The 18,696-nt window shown below is 58.2% G+C and carries 19 protein-coding genes and 1 tRNA gene; 12 read left to right on the top strand and 8 right to left on the bottom strand.

Annotated elements, in window-relative coordinates; genetic code table 11:
* Window positions 1-187 precede the first annotated feature (187 nt).
* The 7 genes from ACW9HW_RS21935 (at window position 188) to ACW9HW_RS21905 (ending at window position 7,134) form a co-directional block, all read left to right on the top strand.
* Complete coding sequence (locus ACW9HW_RS21935; protein ID WP_457401735.1) at window positions 188-1,381, top strand: CaiB/BaiF CoA transferase family protein; 1,194 nt, start codon at window positions 188-190, stop codon at window positions 1,379-1,381.
* On the top strand, window positions 1,378-2,304 hold the full coding sequence (locus ACW9HW_RS21930; protein ID WP_457401734.1) for a hydroxymethylglutaryl-CoA lyase: 927 nt from the start codon (window positions 1,378-1,380) through the stop codon (window positions 2,302-2,304). The genes ACW9HW_RS21935 and ACW9HW_RS21930 overlap by 4 nt, the downstream gene beginning before the upstream one ends.
* 183 nt (window positions 2,305-2,487) lie before the next feature.
* Entirely contained in the window at window positions 2,488-3,819 is a 1,332-nt protein-coding gene (locus ACW9HW_RS21925; RefSeq protein ID WP_095195450.1) for an MFS transporter, read from the top strand.
* Window positions 3,820-4,201: 382 nt separating this feature from the next.
* Window positions 4,202-4,840 carry a LysE family translocator gene (locus ACW9HW_RS21920; RefSeq protein WP_095195451.1) on the top strand — a complete coding sequence of 213 codons (639 nt, stop codon included), beginning with the start codon at window positions 4,202-4,204 and terminating at the stop codon, window positions 4,838-4,840.
* A gap of 87 nt (window positions 4,841-4,927) precedes the next feature.
* Entirely contained in the window at window positions 4,928-6,274 is a 1,347-nt protein-coding gene (locus ACW9HW_RS21915; RefSeq protein ID WP_457401733.1) for a diguanylate cyclase domain-containing protein, read from the top strand.
* A 117-nt stretch (window positions 6,275-6,391) separates the two neighbouring features.
* Window positions 6,392-6,559 carry a KGG domain-containing protein gene (locus ACW9HW_RS21910; RefSeq protein WP_095195453.1) on the top strand — a complete coding sequence of 56 codons (168 nt, stop codon included), beginning with the start codon at window positions 6,392-6,394 and terminating at the stop codon, window positions 6,557-6,559.
* Between the two features lie 71 nt (window positions 6,560-6,630).
* Window positions 6,631-7,134 carry a DUF4142 domain-containing protein gene (locus tag ACW9HW_RS21905; RefSeq protein WP_095195454.1) on the top strand — a complete coding sequence of 168 codons (504 nt, stop codon included), beginning with the start codon at window positions 6,631-6,633 and terminating at the stop codon, window positions 7,132-7,134.
* Window positions 7,135-7,179: 45 nt separating this feature from the next.
* Here the strand turns inward: ACW9HW_RS21905 and ACW9HW_RS21900 are convergent, their stop codons facing one another.
* Window positions 7,180-7,590, bottom strand: a complete 411-nt coding sequence (locus tag ACW9HW_RS21900; protein ID WP_457401732.1) for a low affinity iron permease family protein — start codon at window positions 7,588-7,590, stop codon at window positions 7,180-7,182.
* 143 nt (window positions 7,591-7,733) lie between these two features.
* On the opposite strand from ACW9HW_RS21900, the gene tam reads away from it, so the two are divergent.
* Window positions 7,734-8,504: a trans-aconitate 2-methyltransferase gene (tam, locus tag ACW9HW_RS21895; RefSeq protein WP_457401731.1), complete on the top strand. Its 771-nt coding sequence runs from the start codon at window positions 7,734-7,736 to the stop codon at window positions 8,502-8,504.
* A gap of 269 nt (window positions 8,505-8,773) precedes the next feature.
* On the opposite strand, the gene ACW9HW_RS21890 is transcribed toward tam, so the two are convergent.
* Window positions 8,774-9,502, bottom strand: coding sequence for a class I SAM-dependent methyltransferase (locus ACW9HW_RS21890; RefSeq protein ID WP_457401730.1), 729 nt, complete (start codon window positions 9,500-9,502; stop codon window positions 8,774-8,776).
* Window positions 9,503-9,846: 344 nt separating this feature from the next.
* On the opposite strand from ACW9HW_RS21890, the gene ACW9HW_RS21885 reads away from it, so the two are divergent.
* Together ACW9HW_RS21885 and ACW9HW_RS21880 are read left to right on the top strand one after the other, a co-directional pair.
* Window positions 9,847-10,431 carry a DUF6088 family protein gene (locus ACW9HW_RS21885; protein ID WP_457401729.1) on the top strand — a complete coding sequence of 195 codons (585 nt, stop codon included), beginning with the start codon at window positions 9,847-9,849 and terminating at the stop codon, window positions 10,429-10,431.
* A gap of 10 nt (window positions 10,432-10,441) precedes the next feature.
* On the top strand, window positions 10,442-11,473 hold the full coding sequence (locus tag ACW9HW_RS21880) for a nucleotidyl transferase AbiEii/AbiGii toxin family protein (RefSeq protein ID WP_457401728.1): 1,032 nt from the start codon (window positions 10,442-10,444) through the stop codon (window positions 11,471-11,473).
* Window positions 11,474-11,692: 219 nt separating this feature from the next.
* Here the strand turns inward: ACW9HW_RS21880 and ACW9HW_RS21875 are convergent, their stop codons facing one another.
* From ACW9HW_RS21875 to ACW9HW_RS21850, 6 genes are all read right to left on the bottom strand, one after another.
* On the bottom strand, window positions 11,693-13,234 hold the full coding sequence (locus ACW9HW_RS21875) for a Fic family protein (protein ID WP_457401727.1): 1,542 nt from the start codon (window positions 13,232-13,234) through the stop codon (window positions 11,693-11,695).
* A gap of 316 nt (window positions 13,235-13,550) precedes the next feature.
* Window positions 13,551-13,624, bottom strand: a tRNA-Gly gene (locus tag ACW9HW_RS21870).
* A 180-nt stretch (window positions 13,625-13,804) separates the two neighbouring features.
* On the bottom strand, window positions 13,805-14,689 hold the full coding sequence (locus tag ACW9HW_RS21865) for an alpha/beta fold hydrolase (protein ID WP_095195459.1): 885 nt from the start codon (window positions 14,687-14,689) through the stop codon (window positions 13,805-13,807).
* A gap of 312 nt (window positions 14,690-15,001) precedes the next feature.
* Complete coding sequence (locus ACW9HW_RS21860) at window positions 15,002-15,694, bottom strand: pseudouridine synthase (RefSeq protein ID WP_095195460.1); 693 nt, start codon at window positions 15,692-15,694, stop codon at window positions 15,002-15,004.
* Window positions 15,695-15,728: 34 nt separating this feature from the next.
* Window positions 15,729-15,947, bottom strand: a complete 219-nt coding sequence (locus ACW9HW_RS21855; RefSeq protein ID WP_457401726.1) for a cysteine-rich CWC family protein — start codon at window positions 15,945-15,947, stop codon at window positions 15,729-15,731.
* Entirely contained in the window at window positions 15,934-17,427 is a 1,494-nt protein-coding gene (locus tag ACW9HW_RS21850; RefSeq protein ID WP_457401725.1) for a sensor domain-containing diguanylate cyclase, read from the bottom strand. Before ACW9HW_RS21850 ends, ACW9HW_RS21855 begins: the two co-directional genes overlap by 14 nt.
* Before the next feature lie 331 nt (window positions 17,428-17,758).
* Between ACW9HW_RS21850 and ACW9HW_RS21845 the strand changes: the two genes are divergently transcribed.
* Window positions 17,759-18,004, top strand: coding sequence for a hypothetical protein (locus tag ACW9HW_RS21845; RefSeq protein ID WP_095195463.1), 246 nt, complete (start codon window positions 17,759-17,761; stop codon window positions 18,002-18,004).
* Window positions 18,005-18,171: 167 nt separating this feature from the next.
* Window positions 18,172-18,621: a hypothetical protein gene (locus ACW9HW_RS21840; RefSeq protein ID WP_457401724.1), complete on the top strand. Its 450-nt coding sequence runs from the start codon at window positions 18,172-18,174 to the stop codon at window positions 18,619-18,621.
* The last annotated feature ends 75 nt before the right edge of the window (window positions 18,622-18,696 follow it).

Here is an 18,696-nt window from a genome sequence, read left to right as displayed (position 1 = left end):
TTGATCTGTGGCGTTCACCAATCCCCTGTGGGAGCGAGCCTGCTCGCGAAGGCATACCTGAGGCTGCTGCGATTTCCCGGCAGGGCGTTCGCGTTTCGCGAACGCCCCTTGCCAACTGAAGGTTGGATTCCTTGGGCATCGGTCCTCTAGCCTTGGCACATATTCCAAGAACAAGAGGTACCCCGCGATGACTGCCCCCCTGAGTGCAATCAAAGTGATCGAGATCGGCACGCTGATCGCCGCGCCGTTTGCCGCGCGCATGCTGGCCGAGTTCGGCGCCGAAGTGATCAAGATCGAAGCCATGGGGCAGGGCGATCCCCTGCGCAAATGGCGCAAGCTGCACGAAGGCACCTCGCTGTGGTGGTACCTGCAATCGCGCAACAAGAAATCCCTGGCGCTGAATCTGAAATCCGCCGAAGGCGTTGAACTGGTCAAGCAACTGGCGACCAGCGCCGACGTGTTGATCGAAAACCTGCGCCCCGGCGCCCTGGAAAAACTTGGCCTGGGCTGGGACGTGCTGCATGCCCTTAACCCCAACCTGACCCTGGTGCGGATTTCCGGTTATGGCCAGACCGGTCCGTACCGTGATCGTCCGGGGTTCGGTGCCATCGGCGAAGCCATGGGCGGCATCCGCTACACCACCGGCACACCGGGTTCGCCGCCGGCGCGGGTTGGGGTCAGCCTCGGCGACTCGCTGGCTTCGCTGCACGCAGTGATCGGCGCATTGATGTCGTTGCTGCGGGTCAAGACCGGGCAGGGCGGCGGGCAAATCGTCGATGTGTCCCTGGCCGAAAGCGTGTTCAACGTCATGGAAAGCCTGGTGCCGGAATACGACATGCTCGGCCATGTACGTGAGCGCAGCGGCGGTGCCTTGCCGGGCATCGCGCCTTCCAACACTTACCTGACGGGCGATGGCGCTTACGTGGTCATCGCCGGCAACAGCGACCCGATCTACCGTCGCCTGATGCACACCATCGGCCGTGCGGATCTGGCCGAAGCACCCGAATTCGCCCATAACGATGGGCGCGCAGCAAAAAGCAATCTGCTCGATGCCGCCATCACCCACTGGACCAGCAGCCTGCCGATCGACGACGTGCTGGCGGCGCTGGAAGCCGCCGAAGTTCCGGCCGGGCGCATCTATTCGGTGGCCGACATTGTTGCCGATCCGCACTACCAGGCGCGGGACATGCTGCTCAATGCCGAGCTGCCCGGCGGCGCCACGGTGAAAATGCCCGGCATCGTGCCGAAACTCTCGGACACACCCGGTGGCGTGAACTGGTCGGGTCCCGGATTGGGCCAGCACACCGATGGCATCCTCGCGCAGCTTGGTCTGACGCCGGCGGACATCGAACGCCTGAAAGTCGAAGGAGTGGTGCAATGATCACTGACTGTTCCGATAGCCTCATCGTGCAGGAAGTCTCTCCGCGTGACGGCCTGCAGATCGAGCCGACCTGGGTCGAAACCGTCGACAAGATCGCCCTGATCGATCAGTTGTCCCTGGCCGGATTCAGCCGTATCGAAGGCGGTTCATTCGTGTCGCCCAAGGCCATTCCCGCTTTGCGTGACGGCGAGTTGGTGTTCAAGGGCATTACCCGCCAGCCGGGGGTGATCTACGTCGCGTTGATCCCCAACCTCAAAGGCGCGCAACGGGCGCTGGCCTGCAGCGCCGATGAGCTGAACCTGGTGATGTCTGCCAGTCAGACCCATAACCTGGCGAACATGCGCATGCGTCGTGAAGACTCATTGGCCGCGTTTGGCGAGATCGTCCAGTTTGTGGGCGGCTCGCCGGTGCGACTCAACGCCAGCATCGCCACCACCTTCGGTTGCCCGTTCGAGGGCAAGATCGATGAAGACCGGGTGCTGCAGATTGTCGAGGCCTATCAGGAACTCGGCATTCAGGGCATCACCCTGGCCGACACCACCGGCATGGCCAACCCGCGTCAGGTCGACCGCCTGGTGCGGCGCGTGTTGCAACGGGTATCGCCAGCGGACCTGACCCTGCATTTCCACAACACCCGTGGCCTTGGTTTGTGCAATGTGCTGGCCGCCTACGAGGCCGGTGCCCGGCGTTTCGACGCGGCCCTCGGCGGCCTCGGCGGTTGTCCGTTTGCACCGGGCGCCTCGGGCAACATCTGCACGGAAGACCTGGTGAACCTGTGCGATGAAGTCGGCATTCACACCGGCATCAATCTGCCGCTGTTGCTGACATTGTCGCGTGGATTGCCGACGCTGCTCGGCCACGAAGTGCCCGGTCAACTGGCCAAGGCCGGCCGCAACTGCGACCTGCACCCCGTGCCCTCCTGACCCACCCGATACCCCCTGTGGGAGCGAGCCTGCTCGCGAAAGCGGAGTATCAGTCGACATCATCGTTGAATGTCAGACCGTATTCGCGAGCAGGCTCGCTCCCACAGTAAAAGCTCCCACACAGAGCACACCAGACAACAAAAACAATCGGACACCTTCGGGAAGTCCGCCTGGAGAAACGCAATGAGCCTTAATGCATTGGAGGCCGGCGCGAGCCCGGCCGTTAGCCACGACGAAGAAAAAGCCCTGGTCAGCAAGGTCGCCTGGCGATTGATGCCGCTGATCATGGTCTGCTACCTGTTCGCGTTCTTCGACCGCATCAACATCAGCTTCGCCAAGTTCCAGTTGCAGGCCGATCTGAGCCTGAGCGACACCGCTTACGGTCTCGGCGCCGGGTTGTTTGTGGTCGGTTACGTGATTTTCGAAGTGCCCAGCAACATGATGCTGTACAAGGTCGGCGCCCGTCGCTGGATTGCCCGGATCATGATGTCCTGGGGGCTGGCCACCGCGCTGATGGTCTTCGTCAACAGCGAATGGCAGTTCTATGTACTGCGATTCTTGATCGGTGCCATGGAGGCGGGTTTTGCGCCGGGCGTGCTGTATTACCTGACGCTGTGGTTCCCGCAGCACTATCGCGGGCGCATCACCTCGATGCTGTTTCTGTCATCGGCCTTCGCCGGGTTGGTGGGCGCGCCGTTCTCCGGGCTGGTGTTGCAACACCTCGACGGCTTCATGGACATGCGTGGCTGGCACTGGTTGTTCCTGCTCGGCGGTGTGCCATGCATCGGCCTCGGTTTGCTGGTGCTGACCCTGCTCAAGGACCGCATCGAAGACGCCCACTGGCTGACGCCCTCGGAGAAGACGTTGCTGGCCAGTCGCATCGCTCACCATGAACCGCACAAAAGTGGCGGGTCGCTGCTCGCGGCGCTGCGGATTCCGGGCTTCCTGACCCTCGGCCTGATCTACTTCCTGATTCAGGTGGCATCCTACGGCTTGAATTTCTGGGCACCGCAACTGATCCGCAGCGCCGGTACCGAGAGCCCGGTGATGATCGGTCTGCTGACGGCGATCCCGTACATCTGTGGCGCCATCAGCATGGTGGTGATCGGACGCCTGTCGGATGCCTCCGGCGAGCGACGCAAGTTTGTCGCAGGACTGGTCGCGGTCGGTGCGATCGGCTTCTTCAGTGCGGGGATCTTCGCCCATCACACGACGTTCCTGATCGTCGCCCTGGGCTTGCTCGGTGCCGGCATCATCGCCTCGATCCCGAGCTTCTGGACTCTGCCGCCAAAACTGCTGGCCGGCGCCGGCGCAGGGGCTGCGGGCGGGATCGCGGTGATCAACACCCTGGGCCAGTTCGGCGGCATCGTCAGCCCGGTCATGGTCGGGCGGATCAAGGACCTGACCGGCAGCACCACACCGGCGTTGTATGTCATTGGCGTCTGCGCGCTGATTGCGGTGGCGTTGTTGCTGTGGGGGCTGCCGCAGAAGCTGCGTACGCTGGACAAGTTTTAAGAGTTCGCAAGTCGCGCCGGCTCGTGCGGGGACCACGCATTCCTGCAGGAGCTGGCGCAGCCTGCGATCCATTACGGTGCCGACAGATCGCTTTCGCGAGCAGGCTCGTTCCCACAGTGGATTGCATTACCCCTGTGAGAGCGAGCCTGCTCGCGAAGACTGACGGACAGTCGCCATCGTACTATCGACCATTCCCTTGACCCGCCGCCACTGCAAGCGGGCGCCTTCCTCTCACTCCCGGGCCTCCGGCAGTGTCTTTCCCTGAATCCTCGATGTTCTAAGCCCAAGTCGGTGATGAAGTTCTTCGACGATCAGTCATTCGGCCTGCAATGACCTGATATAGACTGGCGACCATTCACCAAACAGTTCAAAAGGACTTCCCATGACCCCATCGCTGCTAATGGCCGTTCTTGCCTCGGGCTTCATTTATGGCATTACCCCGGGGCCGGGTGTGCTGGCAGTGTTCGGGATTGGTGCAGCGCATGGCCGGCGGGCGGGGGCGGGGTTTCTCTGCGGGCATTTGCTGGGCGATGTGATCTGGTGCAGCACCGCGCTGGTGGCGATTGTCGGTGCGCGGGAAATCGGCAGCACCGCGTTTGATGTGCTGGGCGTACTCAGCGGCCTCTATCTGTTCTGGCTCGGCTGGCGCGCGGTGCGGGCACGTCGCAGCGCTGGCGAAGCGCCCCAGGGGCCGGCGCGGCAACCGTTCTGGCATGGCATCCTGTTTGGCCTGACCAATCCGAAGGCTTACCCGGTGGCGGTGGCGACATTCACTGCCTTGCTTTCAAGCCGCGCCGAGTTGCTGACCTGGTCGATGTTGCCGTGGCTGATCTTCCTCAGCTTCGTCGGTGGCCTTTTCGCCTACGCTATCCTCATCGGCATTGTCGGGGCGCGCCGGGTACGCACCTTGTATCAACGCCATGAGCTGGCGATTACCCGCCTGTGCGGGGTGATGTTCATCGGTTTCGCCATCAACGCCCTGGCGCATGCATTGCCGGGGCTGGTGACGAACAAGGCTTGACGCTGATTGCAGGGTTGCATCAGTGGCACATGTACTGGTCAGGGATGGTTTCTTCTTGCTGCATCGTTCGGACACGCTCTCGGCACCATGACCACCAGAAATTCCGCTCCGTTGGCGAGCTACATCGACCTCTTGCTGGACGCCGTATGCGCGGTCGACAAACAAGGTCGCTTCGTATTTGTCAGTGCGGCCTGCGAGCGCATTTTTGGCTACACCCCGGAGGAGTTGATCGGGCGGCAGATGATTGATCTGGTGCACCCGGCCGACCGCCAGCGCACCCTTGATGCCGCACGAGAAATCATGGGCGGAGATCCCAAACTGAACTTCGAGAACCGTTACCTGCGCAAGGATGGCCGGGTGGTGAACATCCTGTGGTCGGCGCGCTGGTCGGAGGTGGATCAACTGCGCATCGCCGTGGCCCGTGACATCACTGAACGCAAGCAGGCCGAGTCCCGACAGGCGGCGCTATACGCGATTTCCGAAGCGGCGCATGCGGCAGAAGACCTGTTGGCGCTGTTCAAACGCATCCATCTGATCATCGGTGAATGGCTGCCGGCGCTGAATTTTTCCGTGGCGTTGTATGACGAACACTGTGCGCAGTTGAATTTTCCCTACCACGTCGACGACCACGAGCCGCAGCCCGAGCAGCCCGGTACGATCACCGGGCGCCTGTGTGCCGAGGTTATCCGCACCGGCCTGCCGATTTTGCTGACCCCGGATCAGGAGACGCCACACGTCGGTTTCGAAGCGCTGGTGTCCGGGCAACATTCACCCTGTTGGCTAGGTGTGCCGCTGAACTCGCAGAACGGCACCATTGGCGCACTGATCGTCAAAAGCATCCCCGGCGGCGAGCGCTATACCGAGCAGGACAAAGAGCTGTTGCAGTATGTCTGTGCCCAGGTCGCAACAGCGATCGAGCGCAAGCAGTTGCACGCGCGATTGCAACGCATGGCCCAGTACGACCAGTTGACCCAACTGCCCAACCGCGAACTGTTGCGTGACCGGCTCAAGGCGTCATTGGCAGCGGCGCGTGAAGACCGTGGGCGCATGGCGCTGCTGTATGTCGACCTCGACCGTTTCAAACAAGTCAACGACACCCATGGTCATGCGGTGGGTGACATGTTGTTGCAGACCGTCGCCAATCGGCTCAAGGGCTGCGTGCGCGAAACCGACACCGTGGCGCGTATTGGCGGTGACGAATTCGTTGTGTTGTTGCACAGCATCCACGCTTCGGGCGATGCCGACTGCGTAGCCGGGAAAATCCGTCAGGTCCTGGACCAGCCGCTGCGCCTGGATGGCCACAGCTTGCACATCCATCCGAGCATCGGCGTGGCGCAATACCCTGAAAACGGCACGGAAGAAGCGCAGTTGTTCCGGCACGCCGATGAAGCGATGTACAGCGCCAAGCGGGAGCATCACCTGCGGCTCGTCTGAATATCGGTCGCCGTTCGTCGCGGCATGAACGGATTTTTCTAAACCTTTTGGCCCGCATAAATTCAGATTCTATGCGGGCTACAGCTCGCCGCGAACATCACCAAGAGGTAGAGAATCATGCCTAACTCAAGAAACTCGAACTCGGGAAACTTCGCCAACGATCGAACCAAGGCGTCTGAAGCCGGTCGCAAAGGTGGGAAAACCACTACCACGACCGTTGATAAAGAGCCTGCGAAACCCGACATGGGCCGTAAAGGCGGACAAGGCGGGCAAAAATCCCGCTAGTGGATAAGGTGGTTTTGATTGAGAAGCGGGGGCGAAAGCTCCCGTTTGAATTTTTAGAGGAGGGCGCGACCATGAACCGGATGGCCACCCGATTACGCAATTGCGGTTTTGCCGCGTTACTGGGCCTGTGCGCCAGCAGTGCCTTCGCCCAGACCCCTGCCGAATTCATCAACGATGCCTCCGCCAAAGGCATGGCCGACATCGAAGCCAGTCGCCTGGCGCACCAGAAATCCGAATCCAAAGAGGTCAAGGACTACACCATCGTCGTGATTAACGACCGCACCACCGCCAATCAGCACCTGGCGAAAATCGCCAAGCAGCTGGACCTGCCGGTAGCCCCGCGTGAAGAGGTGGTGGATAAGGCCAAGGCCTTGATGCCTGAAGTCATGGAGGGCGCGAATTTTGATGAGGCCTACGCCGCCAACCAAGTCAAAACCACTCAGGAAGCCATCGAGCAGCTTGAGCAAACGGCGCAAACCACAGACGTGCCGCAGATCAAGGCATTCGCTGAGGAGACCCTGCCCAAACTGCAAAATCACCTGCAAATGGCCCGGGCTCTACAGGCCAGTCTCTAGTCATTCCCGTGCGCGGGTGACCTCGGGCCACCCGCGCAATGTCGATCAACACTCATTCAGATCCTGTTTGCCTTTCTCCTCAACGACCGTGCCGTCAATGGAAATGGTCTGGCCCTCGCCCAGGCTGCGATAGTGCTTTCTCAACGCCTCCAGCTCTTTCAGGTCCAACGCCTCGAGTCCGAGCATCGCGTTCTGCGCGTCCTTGGTCACCCGCAGCAACTCATCGACCTTCAAATGCAAAATGTCCGTGTCGCGGTTCTGCGTGTTCTGGATCAGGAACACCATCAGGAAGGTGATGATGGTGGTCGAGGTATTGATGATCAGTTGCCAGGTGTCGTTGAACTTGAAAATCGGCCCGCTCAACCCCCACAGGAAAATCAACAGGATCGCCCCCAGGAACGTCTTGGGGCTACCGGCCCATAGGGAAAGTTTCTGTGCGATTTTTGCGAATTTCATGGCCGTTTTCCTTTTGGGGATGCACCTGTTTTTTCTGACAGTGAGGGCGAGATGAAAATTCTACTTACATTTACGCACTCACTGGGAAAGGCGCGGGTCGGCCATGGGTTAAGATGCTTCGGCACTCACGACAGGAGAACTCAATGAGTTGGTCCGCCAAGCAATACGTCGCTTTTGAAGATGAACGCACCCGTCCCGCCCGTGACCTGTTGGCGGCGATACCCGCCGCAGACGTGCGCTCGGCCATCGACATCGGTTGCGGTCCCGGTAACTCGACCGAATTGCTGGTGGAGCGCTTTCCCGGTGCTTCAGTGCGCGGGCTGGACAGTTCAACCGACATGATCGAAGCGGCGCGCAAGCGCTTGCCACAGGTGCAGTTCGACATTGCTGATATCGATACCTGGAACGACAGCGGTCCGTTCGACGTGATTTTTGCCAACGCGGTGTTGCAGTGGGTGCCCGATCACGCCACATTGCTGCCTTCGCTGGTGAACAGGCTCGCCCCCGGTGGCAGTCTGGCGATTCAGATGCCGGATAACCTCAATGAGCCCTCGCATCGGTTGATGCGCGAAGTCGCGGCTGACGGTCCCTGGGCGAGCAAGCTTGCCGGTGCCGCCGGGCAACGCACGGAAATGGCCGATGCCAGTGGCTATTACTCAATCCTCAAAGCCTGCTGCACCCGCGTCGATGTGTGGCGCACCACCTACCATCATCCACTCGCAGGCGGTGCGTCGGGTGTGGTCGAGTGGTTCAAGGGTAGCGGTCTGCGGCCGTTTCTCGATCCGCTGGATGAGACGGAGCGGGCGCAGTACCTGAAGCAGTATCTGGCCGCCATTGAGCAGGCCTATCCGGCGCTGGCCGATGGTTCGGTGTTGTTGCCGTTTCCGCGGTTGTTTCTGGTGGCGACTCGCTGATGCGCAAAGGGGGGGATGACGATCATGTCATCCGCCCCTTTTCTTTGAGCGCCGGGCACTCAAGTATTCAAAAATAAACGAAGCAAAGCCGAACAACCCGATCATTGAAATGATCATGATCCCCAACTCTGAACTGTCCATGCTGACCTCTTGGCGATGGTGAGCGAGGAGCATAAGGGATCTTTCGTAGGGCTGAGCGCAGCGCTACGGCTTCTTTATGGGTGCGCGTGGATCTATACGCAAACGATACGAACGTCTGCCAGAAACACTCAGCGTTGAACGCTGAGCAGCATCATCATCGGCCGCTCCCGCTCTTCGGCCCATGCCGGTTGCGCCGCGACCTCGGCATCGCTCGGGCCCCATTCGTTGACGTGCTGGATGCTGAAACCGGCCGCGATCAGCATGTTGAGCAAGGTACCAATGGTGCGGTGCTGCTTGATCACGCCGTCTGCCAACCAGTTGGTCACGCGCTCGCCTTCCTGTTGATAGCTATCCACCGGCCAGCTTTTTCGCCCCTCGGCATCGGTAATCCATCCGGGGTTACGTGGGGCCATGAAAATTGGATGCTCGATGGAAAAGACGAAACGCGATCCAGGTTTGAGGGCAGCATGGATGTTGGCGAAGAGTCCCGCCAAGTCCTTGATGTAGTGCAGTGCCAAAGAGCTATAGGCCAGATCGAAACTGGCAACCGGCAGATCGAGCTCTTCCAGGTCAGCGCGTTCGTAGCGGATGTTGGCGGCTGAAGTGGTGTTGCACGCCTGTTCAAGCATTTTTTCCGATACGTCCAGGCCAAGAACACCATGAGCGCCTTGCTCACTGGCCCAGCGGCAAAACCAGCCGTAGCCGCAGCCCAGATCCGCCACATTCAGGCCTTGCATCGGCGGCAACATCGCCTTCAGCGCAGGCCATTCCGGTGCGGCATCGAGACCGCCAATCGAGCGGGCCATTTGGCTGTAGCCCTGGAAAAACTTGGGGTCGTCGTAGATGTTTTGGGTCATGTGAAAGTCCATCTCCGAGAAAAAGATGGCCCGAACCTCGTACCAGACCAAGACGGCACCAGAGGTTCGGGCGCGCGATGTCGGGACAGTTACCGGGATAGCGAATTCTTTTTCATGAAGATGTCTTTCCCGGCATCCGTGATGAATCTAAAAAAGCGTAGGAGGCTCACCCTCTGGGGGCAACGCCTTTGCATTCAAGAGCCGGCATGACGCTGTTAACCCACCTGAAGTTAGTTATGCGGTTAACCCTTGAAAATGCCTGTAATCGCTAGTAAATACGGGGTCTTGGTATTTGATGAGTGTCAGAAACTCTGCTAGATTTGCTGACAGTTACGGAGGATTTTATGTCTATCTCAGCTACCATCTCGAATCGAATCAAGCACATGGCGAAAGGTCACCCCTTCAGCAGTGAACGCTTTGCTGAGGCTGGTTCGCGTTCGGCCGTGGACAAAACCATGTCGCGTCTAGTCGCCGCAGGGGTGCTCGAGAGGGTTGCACGTGGCATCTATATGCGCCCGAAAATCAGTCGATATGCTGGTCGTGTCAGCCCTAACCCGACCTCCGTATTACATATCATCGCGAAGCATAACCGCGAAACGATCCAGGTGCATGGTGCTGAGGCAGCGCGAATTTTCAATCTGAGCACTCAGATGCAGATGCGTCCGGTCTTTTACACAAGCGGTGCTAGCCGTGAGGTCACTGTAGGTAAAACAATTATCCAATTGCAGCATGTATCCCCAGAGAAATTGCAGGGCGCTGGTACCAAAGTGGGACTCGCGCTTTCCGCAATGTTTTATTTGGGAAAGGACGAGCTGAGTAAAGAGGTGGTGAGTCGCATTAAGCACAAACTCACTGATCAAGAGCTAAAAAAACTATTGGCATGCAAGATGCCCGCTTGGATGCAAGCAGTGTTGAGGCAGCCCGTTTAAGGATAATTGAATGTTAGTGTCGTATTTCCGTTTGCCAGCTAATGATCAAAAAGAAATTCTGAATACGGCGGCTTCCAACACAGGGAAAAATGCAGAGGTAGTAGAAAAGGACATTTGGGTCTGTTTCGTGCTTGAGCATTTGTTCAGCATGCCTAATGCGAAACCGATGGCGTTCAAAGGCGGGACATCTCTATCCAAGGTCTACAAAGCCATCACCCGCTTTTCAGAAGACATTGACGTTACCATCGACTACCGAGCATTCGAACCTGATTTAACCCTCGAAGCACTTCAGAACCTGTCAAATCGGAAGCGCGAAGAACAAAGTGAGGCGCTGAAAGCGGCAGTCCAGGTTTACATGACTGAAGTGGTCAAGCCTCATCTTGAGGCGAAAGCCGCAGAGCATGTAGGTGGTGAGGAAGCTTGCGTGGTCGATGTATATGAGAAAGGGGAAATTCGCTTTCGGTATCCATCCAGAGTCAAGACAGGCTCGGCTGAGAGCGACTACATGCGTGGCGATGTTCTCATTGAGTTTGGGGGGCGGAACCTTATTAACCCCAATGAGCTTCATGCCGTTACTCCCGACCTGGCGGCTGACTTTCCTAACGTGTTGTTCCCAACCGCTCAGGTGACCGTGCTGGCAGGTGAGAGGACGTTCTGGGAAAAGGTGACGTTGGTGCATGCAGAGTGCAACAGAGATTTTCCAAAGGACAGGAATCGACTCTCCCGGCACTGGTACGATCTCGCAAAGTTGGCGCTCCACCCCTGCGGCCGGAACGCTGTTGCTGACCTCGACTTACTGCGCGACGTGGTAATGTTGAAACAGGTTTTCTACCATTCTGGCTATGCCAAGTACGAAAAGTGCATTTCTGGCGAGTTGAATCTTATGCCGGAGGGGCGGAATCTGGAGTTATTGCACGATGACTATCGGCAGATGAAGGAGTCAGGGATGCTCCATGGCGAGTTTGTGCCAATGGAAGAAATCCTTCCAGTGCTGGCCTCGCTTCAGAACCAGATCAACGCAGCTTTCAACTCGGTTCAGTAATTCACTCAAACCTAAGCGACGGACATCTTCTCGGAAGACCTTCTGGTTAGAACTTATTTGGCTGGACTGAAGAGCATCATGGACAAGCGAAAAAAGTGACGGATTTATTTGTTGGCGAATAGCTGGATCGATCATCGACCCTATCCCTGGTACAAAAACGGCCATCACGGCCGTTTTTTCTGATCCACCCAGCGCCATATCCAGCTCGGCCGAAAATCACTATTCGCCGGTTCCAAACTGTCGATTCTCAAACGCCGACCGCACAGCCCCCACAACCCGTTCCGCCATACGCTCATCTTCAAGCTGCGGATACCCTTTCTTCAGCTTGCCCGACACCACCCAACCATTCTCCTTGATGGAGCGAATGATGCGGTTCGCATCCTGATCCGGCATCTCCAATACTTCTTTCAACTGTTCCTGAGCGCGCTGAAAGATCACCAGTACTCTGGCTTCATCCGCCATTTCTTTTTTAATCGTGTGCTCGATGACGCGTGCGGTGTACAGGACGTGTTCGGTCAGGTCGGGATAGCGCCACGCAAAACGCGCGTCCTCGTATTCGTCGAAGTTGAAGTTGCTGCGTGTACCGTCCTCGTAGGTTGCGAGTTCTCCGAACCGATAGGCCGTCGCGTACCGTCGCATGAACGGTCGCGAGAACACTTCGAGCGTACGGTCGTAGCCGGCCCTGAAGTCGATCGAACTTGTGATGGTGGCTGACACCGGCAGTATCACGCCGTCTGGCACTGCTTTGTCCCGAACCAGGGTGTCGTTGATCAGGAAGCGGTGAATCCGGCCGTTGCCATCGCGCATGGGATGGATGTACACGAAACCAAATGCCAACACTGCGGCTCGTGCCACTGACTCAGCACCACGGGTTGCGACCTCAAATTCGTTGAGGCCTGCCAATAGCTGAGCGAGTTCCGCGAAATGCGGGGCAATGTAATGCACGATGTCCTCGCGCATCGTGGCTTGCCCCACAAACACGGGAGAGCGCCGCAAGCCCAGTCCGATAGCATCATGCCCAAGAATACCGGCTTGCAGAGAATGCAGACTGTCGTTGCTCAACGGGTCTTTGATATGACCGCAGTACTGGGCAATGACATGGGCAAACCGCTGGATGCGTTCGGCCTGGTCGGCTTCCTTTTCGATGAGAAAACTCGCTCGCGATTCCTTGAACGTCATCCAGCTGGCCGTACGCATCAGGATGTCGGCGCCAAAGGCCTGATCCAATTCACCCAATGCTTGGCGCAGATTGAATTTCAGCGCTTCCTGTACTGGCGCTGTACGACGAACCAAGGGGCAGAACTCAGCCGTTCCCGGCAGGTTGTTATTGACTCGCCAACGCCGCGTTCGCAGAGCAACACCGCGAGTCAGATAATCTTGGGGCGCAAGTACGTCGACATAGCCGCCATTGGTCACGTCTGGCACATCCAGTTGTTCCCCTGTCAGCCATTCGTAGAGAAAACCCGTGCGACGGGCGTACTGGCCGAAAGGCTCCCGTCGACACCAGTCCTCGACAGGCTGCGGACCTATGGCCGCAAACAGACGGGCGAAGAACTCGAGGTGGATTTCTTCGTACTTGAGGCCGAATTCGAAATGTCCTGCGAAATCGTCTGCAGGTCGGTAGCTTGGCGGATATCGGTTCTCCACATTCCCGTCAGTTTCGCGATGGACTCGTACAGTGCCGATCATGGATTCGACACGCAGGGGCTGTACCAATGCGATGTCGAAACGGGTCGCGAGGGTCTTGAAACCGGTTTGCATTGACGAAATCCTTTACTGTGCCAAGAAAAACGCTAACAGATCGTCGATCTTATGCGAAAACGTTAATTTCGAAAGAGTGAAAAGACTAAAATCAGACTAAATTTGATAATAAATCCGTACTTTTCGAAAAAAAACGCTAACAGGTTTCAGGATAGTCGTTATCGACCATAGGCACTTGCTGATCGATCAGGGAAGCGACCAAAGACTCACAAGCCCAACCCCATCAAACCCCAGACACAAAAAAACCGGCCATCAAGGCCGGTTTTTTCTTTACCTGCATCCCCCGTCAAAAACCAACGTGAGACTGAAATTCGATTGGAGCGGGTGAAGGGAATCGAACCCTCGTTATCAGCTTGGGAAGCTGGAGTAATGCCATTATACGACACCCGCTCGGAGCGGCTGACTTTGTACCAGATGTGCGCGTGGAAATGAAGTTTTTCTTTGCGCTGCATGGCTTTGGCACAGGTGAAACACGCCAGAAAACTGCATGGCGGTCGTTCGCGGGCAAGCCTCGCTCCTACTGGAGTGCGTTAAGGCTGCAGAGCGGGGCTTGCTCGCGATGACGCTGTTTCAGATGGCCAATGCATGGTGGTCCTGGACGTAGTGGAAACGCGGTCGGCTTTCATGCTGCGCCGGTTTCAGGAAACCCATCAGTGCGTTGCGGCTGTCTCGGCAAGCAGATTTGTGTTCCATGTCGAGAAAGTGGCCGGTGGCCTGCAGGGTGCTGAACGTGCTGTGTTGCACGTGGCCGGCGAACAGGCGGGCGTCTTCCGCGGCGGTGTACTCATCCCATTCGCCGTTCATGAACAGCACCGGTACGTTGATTTTCTTCGCCGCGTTCAGGTAGCACTGCCGATCGCTGTTGAGCACATCGCTGATGTGAAAGTGCATCTGCCCGTACTCATGCTCAGCCAAAGAGCTGACATGCTTGTAGTTGAAACGCTTGAACAGCGACGGCAAGTGTTTGCCGATGGTGCTGTTCACCAGGTTGCCGACCCGGTCGCCGTCCCGGCTGCCGAGGTAATCGACGCCGCGTTCGAGGTAGTCGAGCATGTGGGCGTTGACCACCGGGGAGAACGAGCTGATCACGGCTTTTTCGATGCGCCGTGGCCGTTGGGACAGCGCGACCATGGTCGCGGCGCCACCAAAGGAAAACGACAGCACGTGTTCGGCGGCGAAGTGGTCGATCAGTTCGAGGAGGATCTGCCCTTCGATTTCCTTGGTCAGCATTTTCTCATGCAGGTTGTGGGCTTTTGACTTGCCCGCGTAGGGCTGGTCGTAGCAGACCACATTGAAATGCGGATAAAGGTTTTTCACGGTTTGTGCAAACGACGCAGTCGTGGCCATCGAGCCGTTGACCAAAATGATGGTCTTCTCTGCGGCGTCTGCGCGATAGAACTCCGTGTAAACCCGATACTGACCCTGTATATCCAGCACAGCGATTTCTGGCCTCATGTCATAAGACTCCTGGCAAGCGGGTATGCGCGCAAAAGAGATTGCACGAGCTTTGTGACAGGTAGGCATATGCCTTGGAATTTGCTAGCCCATGTCGATCCAATGCAGTCCGGTCGACGGGTATTGTTATTGGCGGGCAGTCTGCCGGATGAGGCCGGAACCCATGGGTTCCTACCGGCAAAAAGTTTCTTGGATGTATCTTGTGACTCATCGGTCACATTTCGGCCGACGTCCTGATTCAAGCAGGGGTCACATCATTGCGCAAGTGCATTTGATAAATTGTTCGACAACTTCTGCTGAGCGGTAGGCTGCTTAGATCGATTCGATCTCTTCATCGCTGAGTGGGCGGTATTCGCCCGGTTTCAACGTGCTGTCGAGTACCAGCGGCCCCATACGCTCGCGGTGCAGGCGCATCACCTTGTTGTCGAAGTGGCCGAACATCCGCTTCACCTGATGGTAACGACCTTCGACGATGCTCAGGCGTGCCGATTTCGGCCCCAGCAGCTCTAGCCCGGCCGGTTGGGTGGTGAGGTCTTCGAAGGCGAAGTACAGGCCTTCAGTGAATTTGAGGGCGTATTCAGGGCCTATGTCTCGCTCGGTTTCGACGTAATAGACCTTCGGCAGTTTGGTCTGCGGCTGGGTCAGGCGGCGAGACCAACTGCCGTCGTTGGTGATCAGCATCAGGCCGGTGGTGTTGAAATCCAGGCGACCGGCGATGTGCAGTTCGTCCTTGTCCGGTTCATGGATCAGGTCGAGTACGGTCGGGTGCTGCGGGTCACGGGTGGCGCTGACGCAACCGGCCGGTTTGTGCAGCATGAAGTGACGCAGCGGCTTGCCGGCTTGCAGGACCTCATCATCGACTTCGACGCGGCTGAACTCGCGGACTTCGGCGTGGGGGTCGCTGACGACTGTTCCGTCGATGCTGACGCGCTTTTCCACCAGCAACAGGCGCACCTGCTTACGGTTGAAGCGGGGCAGGTTGCTGAGGAAGCGGTCGACGCGCATGGCTCAAGGATCGGTGAGGACAGGGCCGCGCATCTTACTTGATCGGCTGGGGCGCTGCCTGCAACTGCGCCTCGACTTCGGCGCAGCGCGGACACAGGCAAGAGGCGTTGCGCAGTTCTGCCGGCAGCGCTTCAAGTACCCCCGGGTCGATGCTGACGCCGTAGCACCAGCACGCCCGATCGGCGGTGCGCGGGTCGGCCAGGGCGCAGTCGTTGGGGGCGCCGCAGGCGGGGCAGAAGTCAGGCTGGTTCATAGCTGGAGTGAGGCTTTTCCACACAGGTACGGTTGCGGCCACTTTGCTTGGCCCGGTACATCGCATGATCGGCCCGCGACAGCAGTGTATGCAAGGTGTCATCGGGTTGCAGGGTGGTCAGGCCGATGCTGACCGTCAGATGCAAGCGGCTGCCGTTGTAGGCATACAGCTGCTGCGCCACGTGCTGACGAATTTTCTCGGCAATCATCAGACCGGTCTCACCGTCGGTGTCCTTGAGCAGCACGATGAACTCTTCGCCGCCCCAGCGGCAGACGATATCGGAGTGGCGCAGACAGCTCTCCAGATCCCTGGCAAAGCCGATCAGCACCTGATCGCCGGCCAGGTGGCCGTAGGTATCGTTCAGGGCCTTGAAGTGGTCCAGGTCCAGCAGCAATGCCGTCAGCGGCTTGGGCTCGCGCTGGGCTTCGTGCATGGCTTGCGCGGCGAGCAGGTCGAAGCCGCGGCGGTTGGGTAGTTCAGTCAGGCTGTCGAGGGTCGCCTGGGCGTGAATCCTGCTCTGATAACGCTTGATCACCCGGTTGAGCAGAGCGAGGACGGTCAGGGTGACCATCAGGCAGATCAGCAGGTTGAGGTACAGCGAGCGACGGATCTCACTGAGGTCGCCGTCTTCGCGTTTGTCGACGAACAAGTACCAGTTCAGTTCCGGAATGAACCGCACGTTGAGGAAGTGTCCCTGGCCCTGGCCGGAATACTCGTAGCTGCCGCTGTGGGGCTTGGGCAACTGAGTGATCAGATTTTTCATGCTCTCGAGTTCACCCAGGGTCTGCCCGGCCCGTGCGCCATCCGGACCACCCTCGGCGCCGGTGAGTACCAGGCGTCCGAAGGTGTCGACGAAGTACACGCTGCGCTGGTAACGCTGCTGGTATTTGTCGATCAGCTTGATCACCGCATCGACGGTCAGCCCGACACCCGCCGCGCCGATGAAACGGTCGTTGTAGTCATAGACCTTGTAGTTGATGAAAACGGTCAGGTTGTCTCTGTTGGCAAGATCCGGATCGACGTTGATCTCATAGGGATCTTTCATGTCGCGCACGCGGAAGTACCAGGTATCGCGGGGTTCAGTGGCCTTGACCTGCTTGAGTACGCCCTTGGCGTGATAGTAGGTCAGGCTGGTGTTGGAGACGAAAAAGGCGGTGTAGGCGCCGTAGTGGGTCATGACCTCATTGAGATAGCGGGTCATTTGGTCGGTGTCGCGTTCGCCGTTTACCACCCAGTCACGCATGAAGGTATCGCGGGACATCATCGAGGAAATCAGGATCGGTCTGACCAGGTCTTTCTGGATTTCCGAGTAGACGGTGTCCGAGGTCAGTGGCAGTTCGGTGTTGACAATGTTGTCGCGGATCGATGCCCGCGACGCGTAGTAACTGAGGAAGGAGGTGGCCAGGAAACCTGCGCCCAACAATGCGACCAGCGTGAGGACCAACGAGCGTTGAGAGTACAGCGGCGATCGAAGCGGCATGGCAGTTCCGTTGACAGTTGTCCGATGGCAAGCATTCTAGTGGCAATGGCGGGGAAAAGACTGCTGCATTTGCAGGGCGAATCGGCAAGGATCAGGGACGTCGTTGTCTTAACTGACGCCTTCGCGGGCAAGCCTCGCGCCTACAGGTTCAGCGTCCGTGAATCGTGAGCTCAACACCGCTCTGTCAGATACCGGGTGCGCCTGTGCACCGCAATGGGACGTCTCGGCCACTGATCCGAAGGTTGGCCAGGCGGCGCACTTGATAGGGGATTGTGAGTCAAAACAGAAGCCAGTCGGCCTGTTCCAGCTGCGGGTCTTTCAGGAGGCCGCCATGTTTCGACGACTGTTGCTCGGTGCTGCGTTGGGTCTTGGATTGTCCGGTTGTTATTACTACGCCGGTGGCTACGACGTCGTGTATCCCGCCCCTTATTACTATCCCGGTTATTCGCCTTATTCCTACTATTACGGCCCGCGTTACTACCATGGCCCACGCTTTTACGGTGGTTATCGCTATTACTACTGGGGTGGCCACGCGCCACGTTATTACGGCGGTGGATATCGCGGGGGACGCCACTAATCAGCGCGTGAATAGATGAAAAACCTTCCATCGGCGACATGTTTCAACTTGTTGCGGGGTCGCACCAGATTCCGAAATCGATGTCAGATATTTCGACAGTTGCAGAACATTCAGCTGTCGCCCACCCGCGTCGCTGGTGTGGCTCACTCGCGGTCCAGGAGGCCGCTATGTATCGACGATTTCTACTGATTGCTGTGTTGGGATTGTCCTTGGGTGGATGCGTGCCTTATTCCGATGGAGGAGCCGGATACTACAGTTCAGAAGTCTATACATCGCCGGCGCCGGCCTATTACTCCAGCGGCGGGCCTTACTATTACAACGGTGGGTATTACACACCACCGCGCCGGTATTACGCGCCGCCTGCCAGGTATTACCAGCCAACGCCGCGCTATTATCACCAGCCGCGGGTCTATCAACCGGCACCGCGCTACTACCAGCACTCGCCGCGTCACTATCAGTCACGGCCGGACTACAGGGCACATCAGAACCAGGGTTGGGACGGTCGCAACCGTGGCGGCTGGGACAATGATCATCGTCGAGGACGAAACGACAATCACGATCGTCGAGGCGGCCGCAATGGGCGTGGCGATCACGACGGCCGGGGTAATCACCGCTAATCCGGTGTAAACGCCATTCCCTGTGGGAGCGAGCCTGCTCGCGAAGGCGGCATGTCAGACAGCTTTTATGGCGTC

The organism is Pseudomonas sp. SDO5532_S415 (assembly GCF_054071155.1).
This window is presented reverse-complemented; position numbering and strand designations above follow the sequence as displayed.

Excerpts from the sequence above, each read along its gene's own strand:
- ACW9HW_RS21880 (WP_457401728.1), top strand. The coding sequence starts at position 10,442 with ATGTTAGTGTCGTATTTCCGTTTGCCAGCTAATGATCAAAAAGAAATT.
- ACW9HW_RS21840 (WP_457401724.1), top strand. The coding sequence starts at position 18,172 with ATGTATCGACGATTTCTACTGATTGCTGTGTTGGGATTGTCCTTGGGT.
- tam (WP_457401731.1), top strand. The coding sequence starts at position 7,734 with ATGAGTTGGTCCGCCAAGCAATACGTCGCTTTTGAAGATGAACGCACC.
- ACW9HW_RS21845 (WP_095195463.1), top strand. The coding sequence starts at position 17,759 with ATGTTTCGACGACTGTTGCTCGGTGCTGCGTTGGGTCTTGGATTGTCC.
- ACW9HW_RS21855 (WP_457401726.1), bottom strand. The coding sequence starts at position 15,947 with ATGAACCAGCCTGACTTCTGCCCCGCCTGCGGCGCCCCCAACGACTGC.
- ACW9HW_RS21915 (WP_457401733.1), top strand. The coding sequence starts at position 4,928 with ATGACCACCAGAAATTCCGCTCCGTTGGCGAGCTACATCGACCTCTTG.
- ACW9HW_RS21865 (WP_095195459.1), bottom strand. The coding sequence starts at position 14,689 with ATGAGGCCAGAAATCGCTGTGCTGGATATACAGGGTCAGTATCGGGTT.
- ACW9HW_RS21900 (WP_457401732.1), bottom strand. The coding sequence starts at position 7,590 with ATGAAATTCGCAAAAATCGCACAGAAACTTTCCCTATGGGCCGGTAGC.
- ACW9HW_RS21910 (WP_095195453.1), top strand. The coding sequence starts at position 6,392 with ATGCCTAACTCAAGAAACTCGAACTCGGGAAACTTCGCCAACGATCGA.
- ACW9HW_RS21850 (WP_457401725.1), bottom strand. The coding sequence starts at position 17,427 with ATGCCGCTTCGATCGCCGCTGTACTCTCAACGCTCGTTGGTCCTCACG.
- ACW9HW_RS21890 (WP_457401730.1), bottom strand. The coding sequence starts at position 9,502 with ATGACCCAAAACATCTACGACGACCCCAAGTTTTTCCAGGGCTACAGC.
- ACW9HW_RS21925 (WP_095195450.1), top strand. The coding sequence starts at position 2,488 with ATGAGCCTTAATGCATTGGAGGCCGGCGCGAGCCCGGCCGTTAGCCAC.
- ACW9HW_RS21930 (WP_457401734.1), top strand. The coding sequence starts at position 1,378 with ATGATCACTGACTGTTCCGATAGCCTCATCGTGCAGGAAGTCTCTCCG.
- ACW9HW_RS21920 (WP_095195451.1), top strand. The coding sequence starts at position 4,202 with ATGACCCCATCGCTGCTAATGGCCGTTCTTGCCTCGGGCTTCATTTAT.
- ACW9HW_RS21860 (WP_095195460.1), bottom strand. The coding sequence starts at position 15,694 with ATGCGCGTCGACCGCTTCCTCAGCAACCTGCCCCGCTTCAACCGTAAG.
- ACW9HW_RS21905 (WP_095195454.1), top strand. The coding sequence starts at position 6,631 with ATGAACCGGATGGCCACCCGATTACGCAATTGCGGTTTTGCCGCGTTA.
- ACW9HW_RS21875 (WP_457401727.1), bottom strand. The coding sequence starts at position 13,234 with ATGCAAACCGGTTTCAAGACCCTCGCGACCCGTTTCGACATCGCATTG.
- ACW9HW_RS21885 (WP_457401729.1), top strand. The coding sequence starts at position 9,847 with ATGTCTATCTCAGCTACCATCTCGAATCGAATCAAGCACATGGCGAAA.
- ACW9HW_RS21935 (WP_457401735.1), top strand. The coding sequence starts at position 188 with ATGACTGCCCCCCTGAGTGCAATCAAAGTGATCGAGATCGGCACGCTG.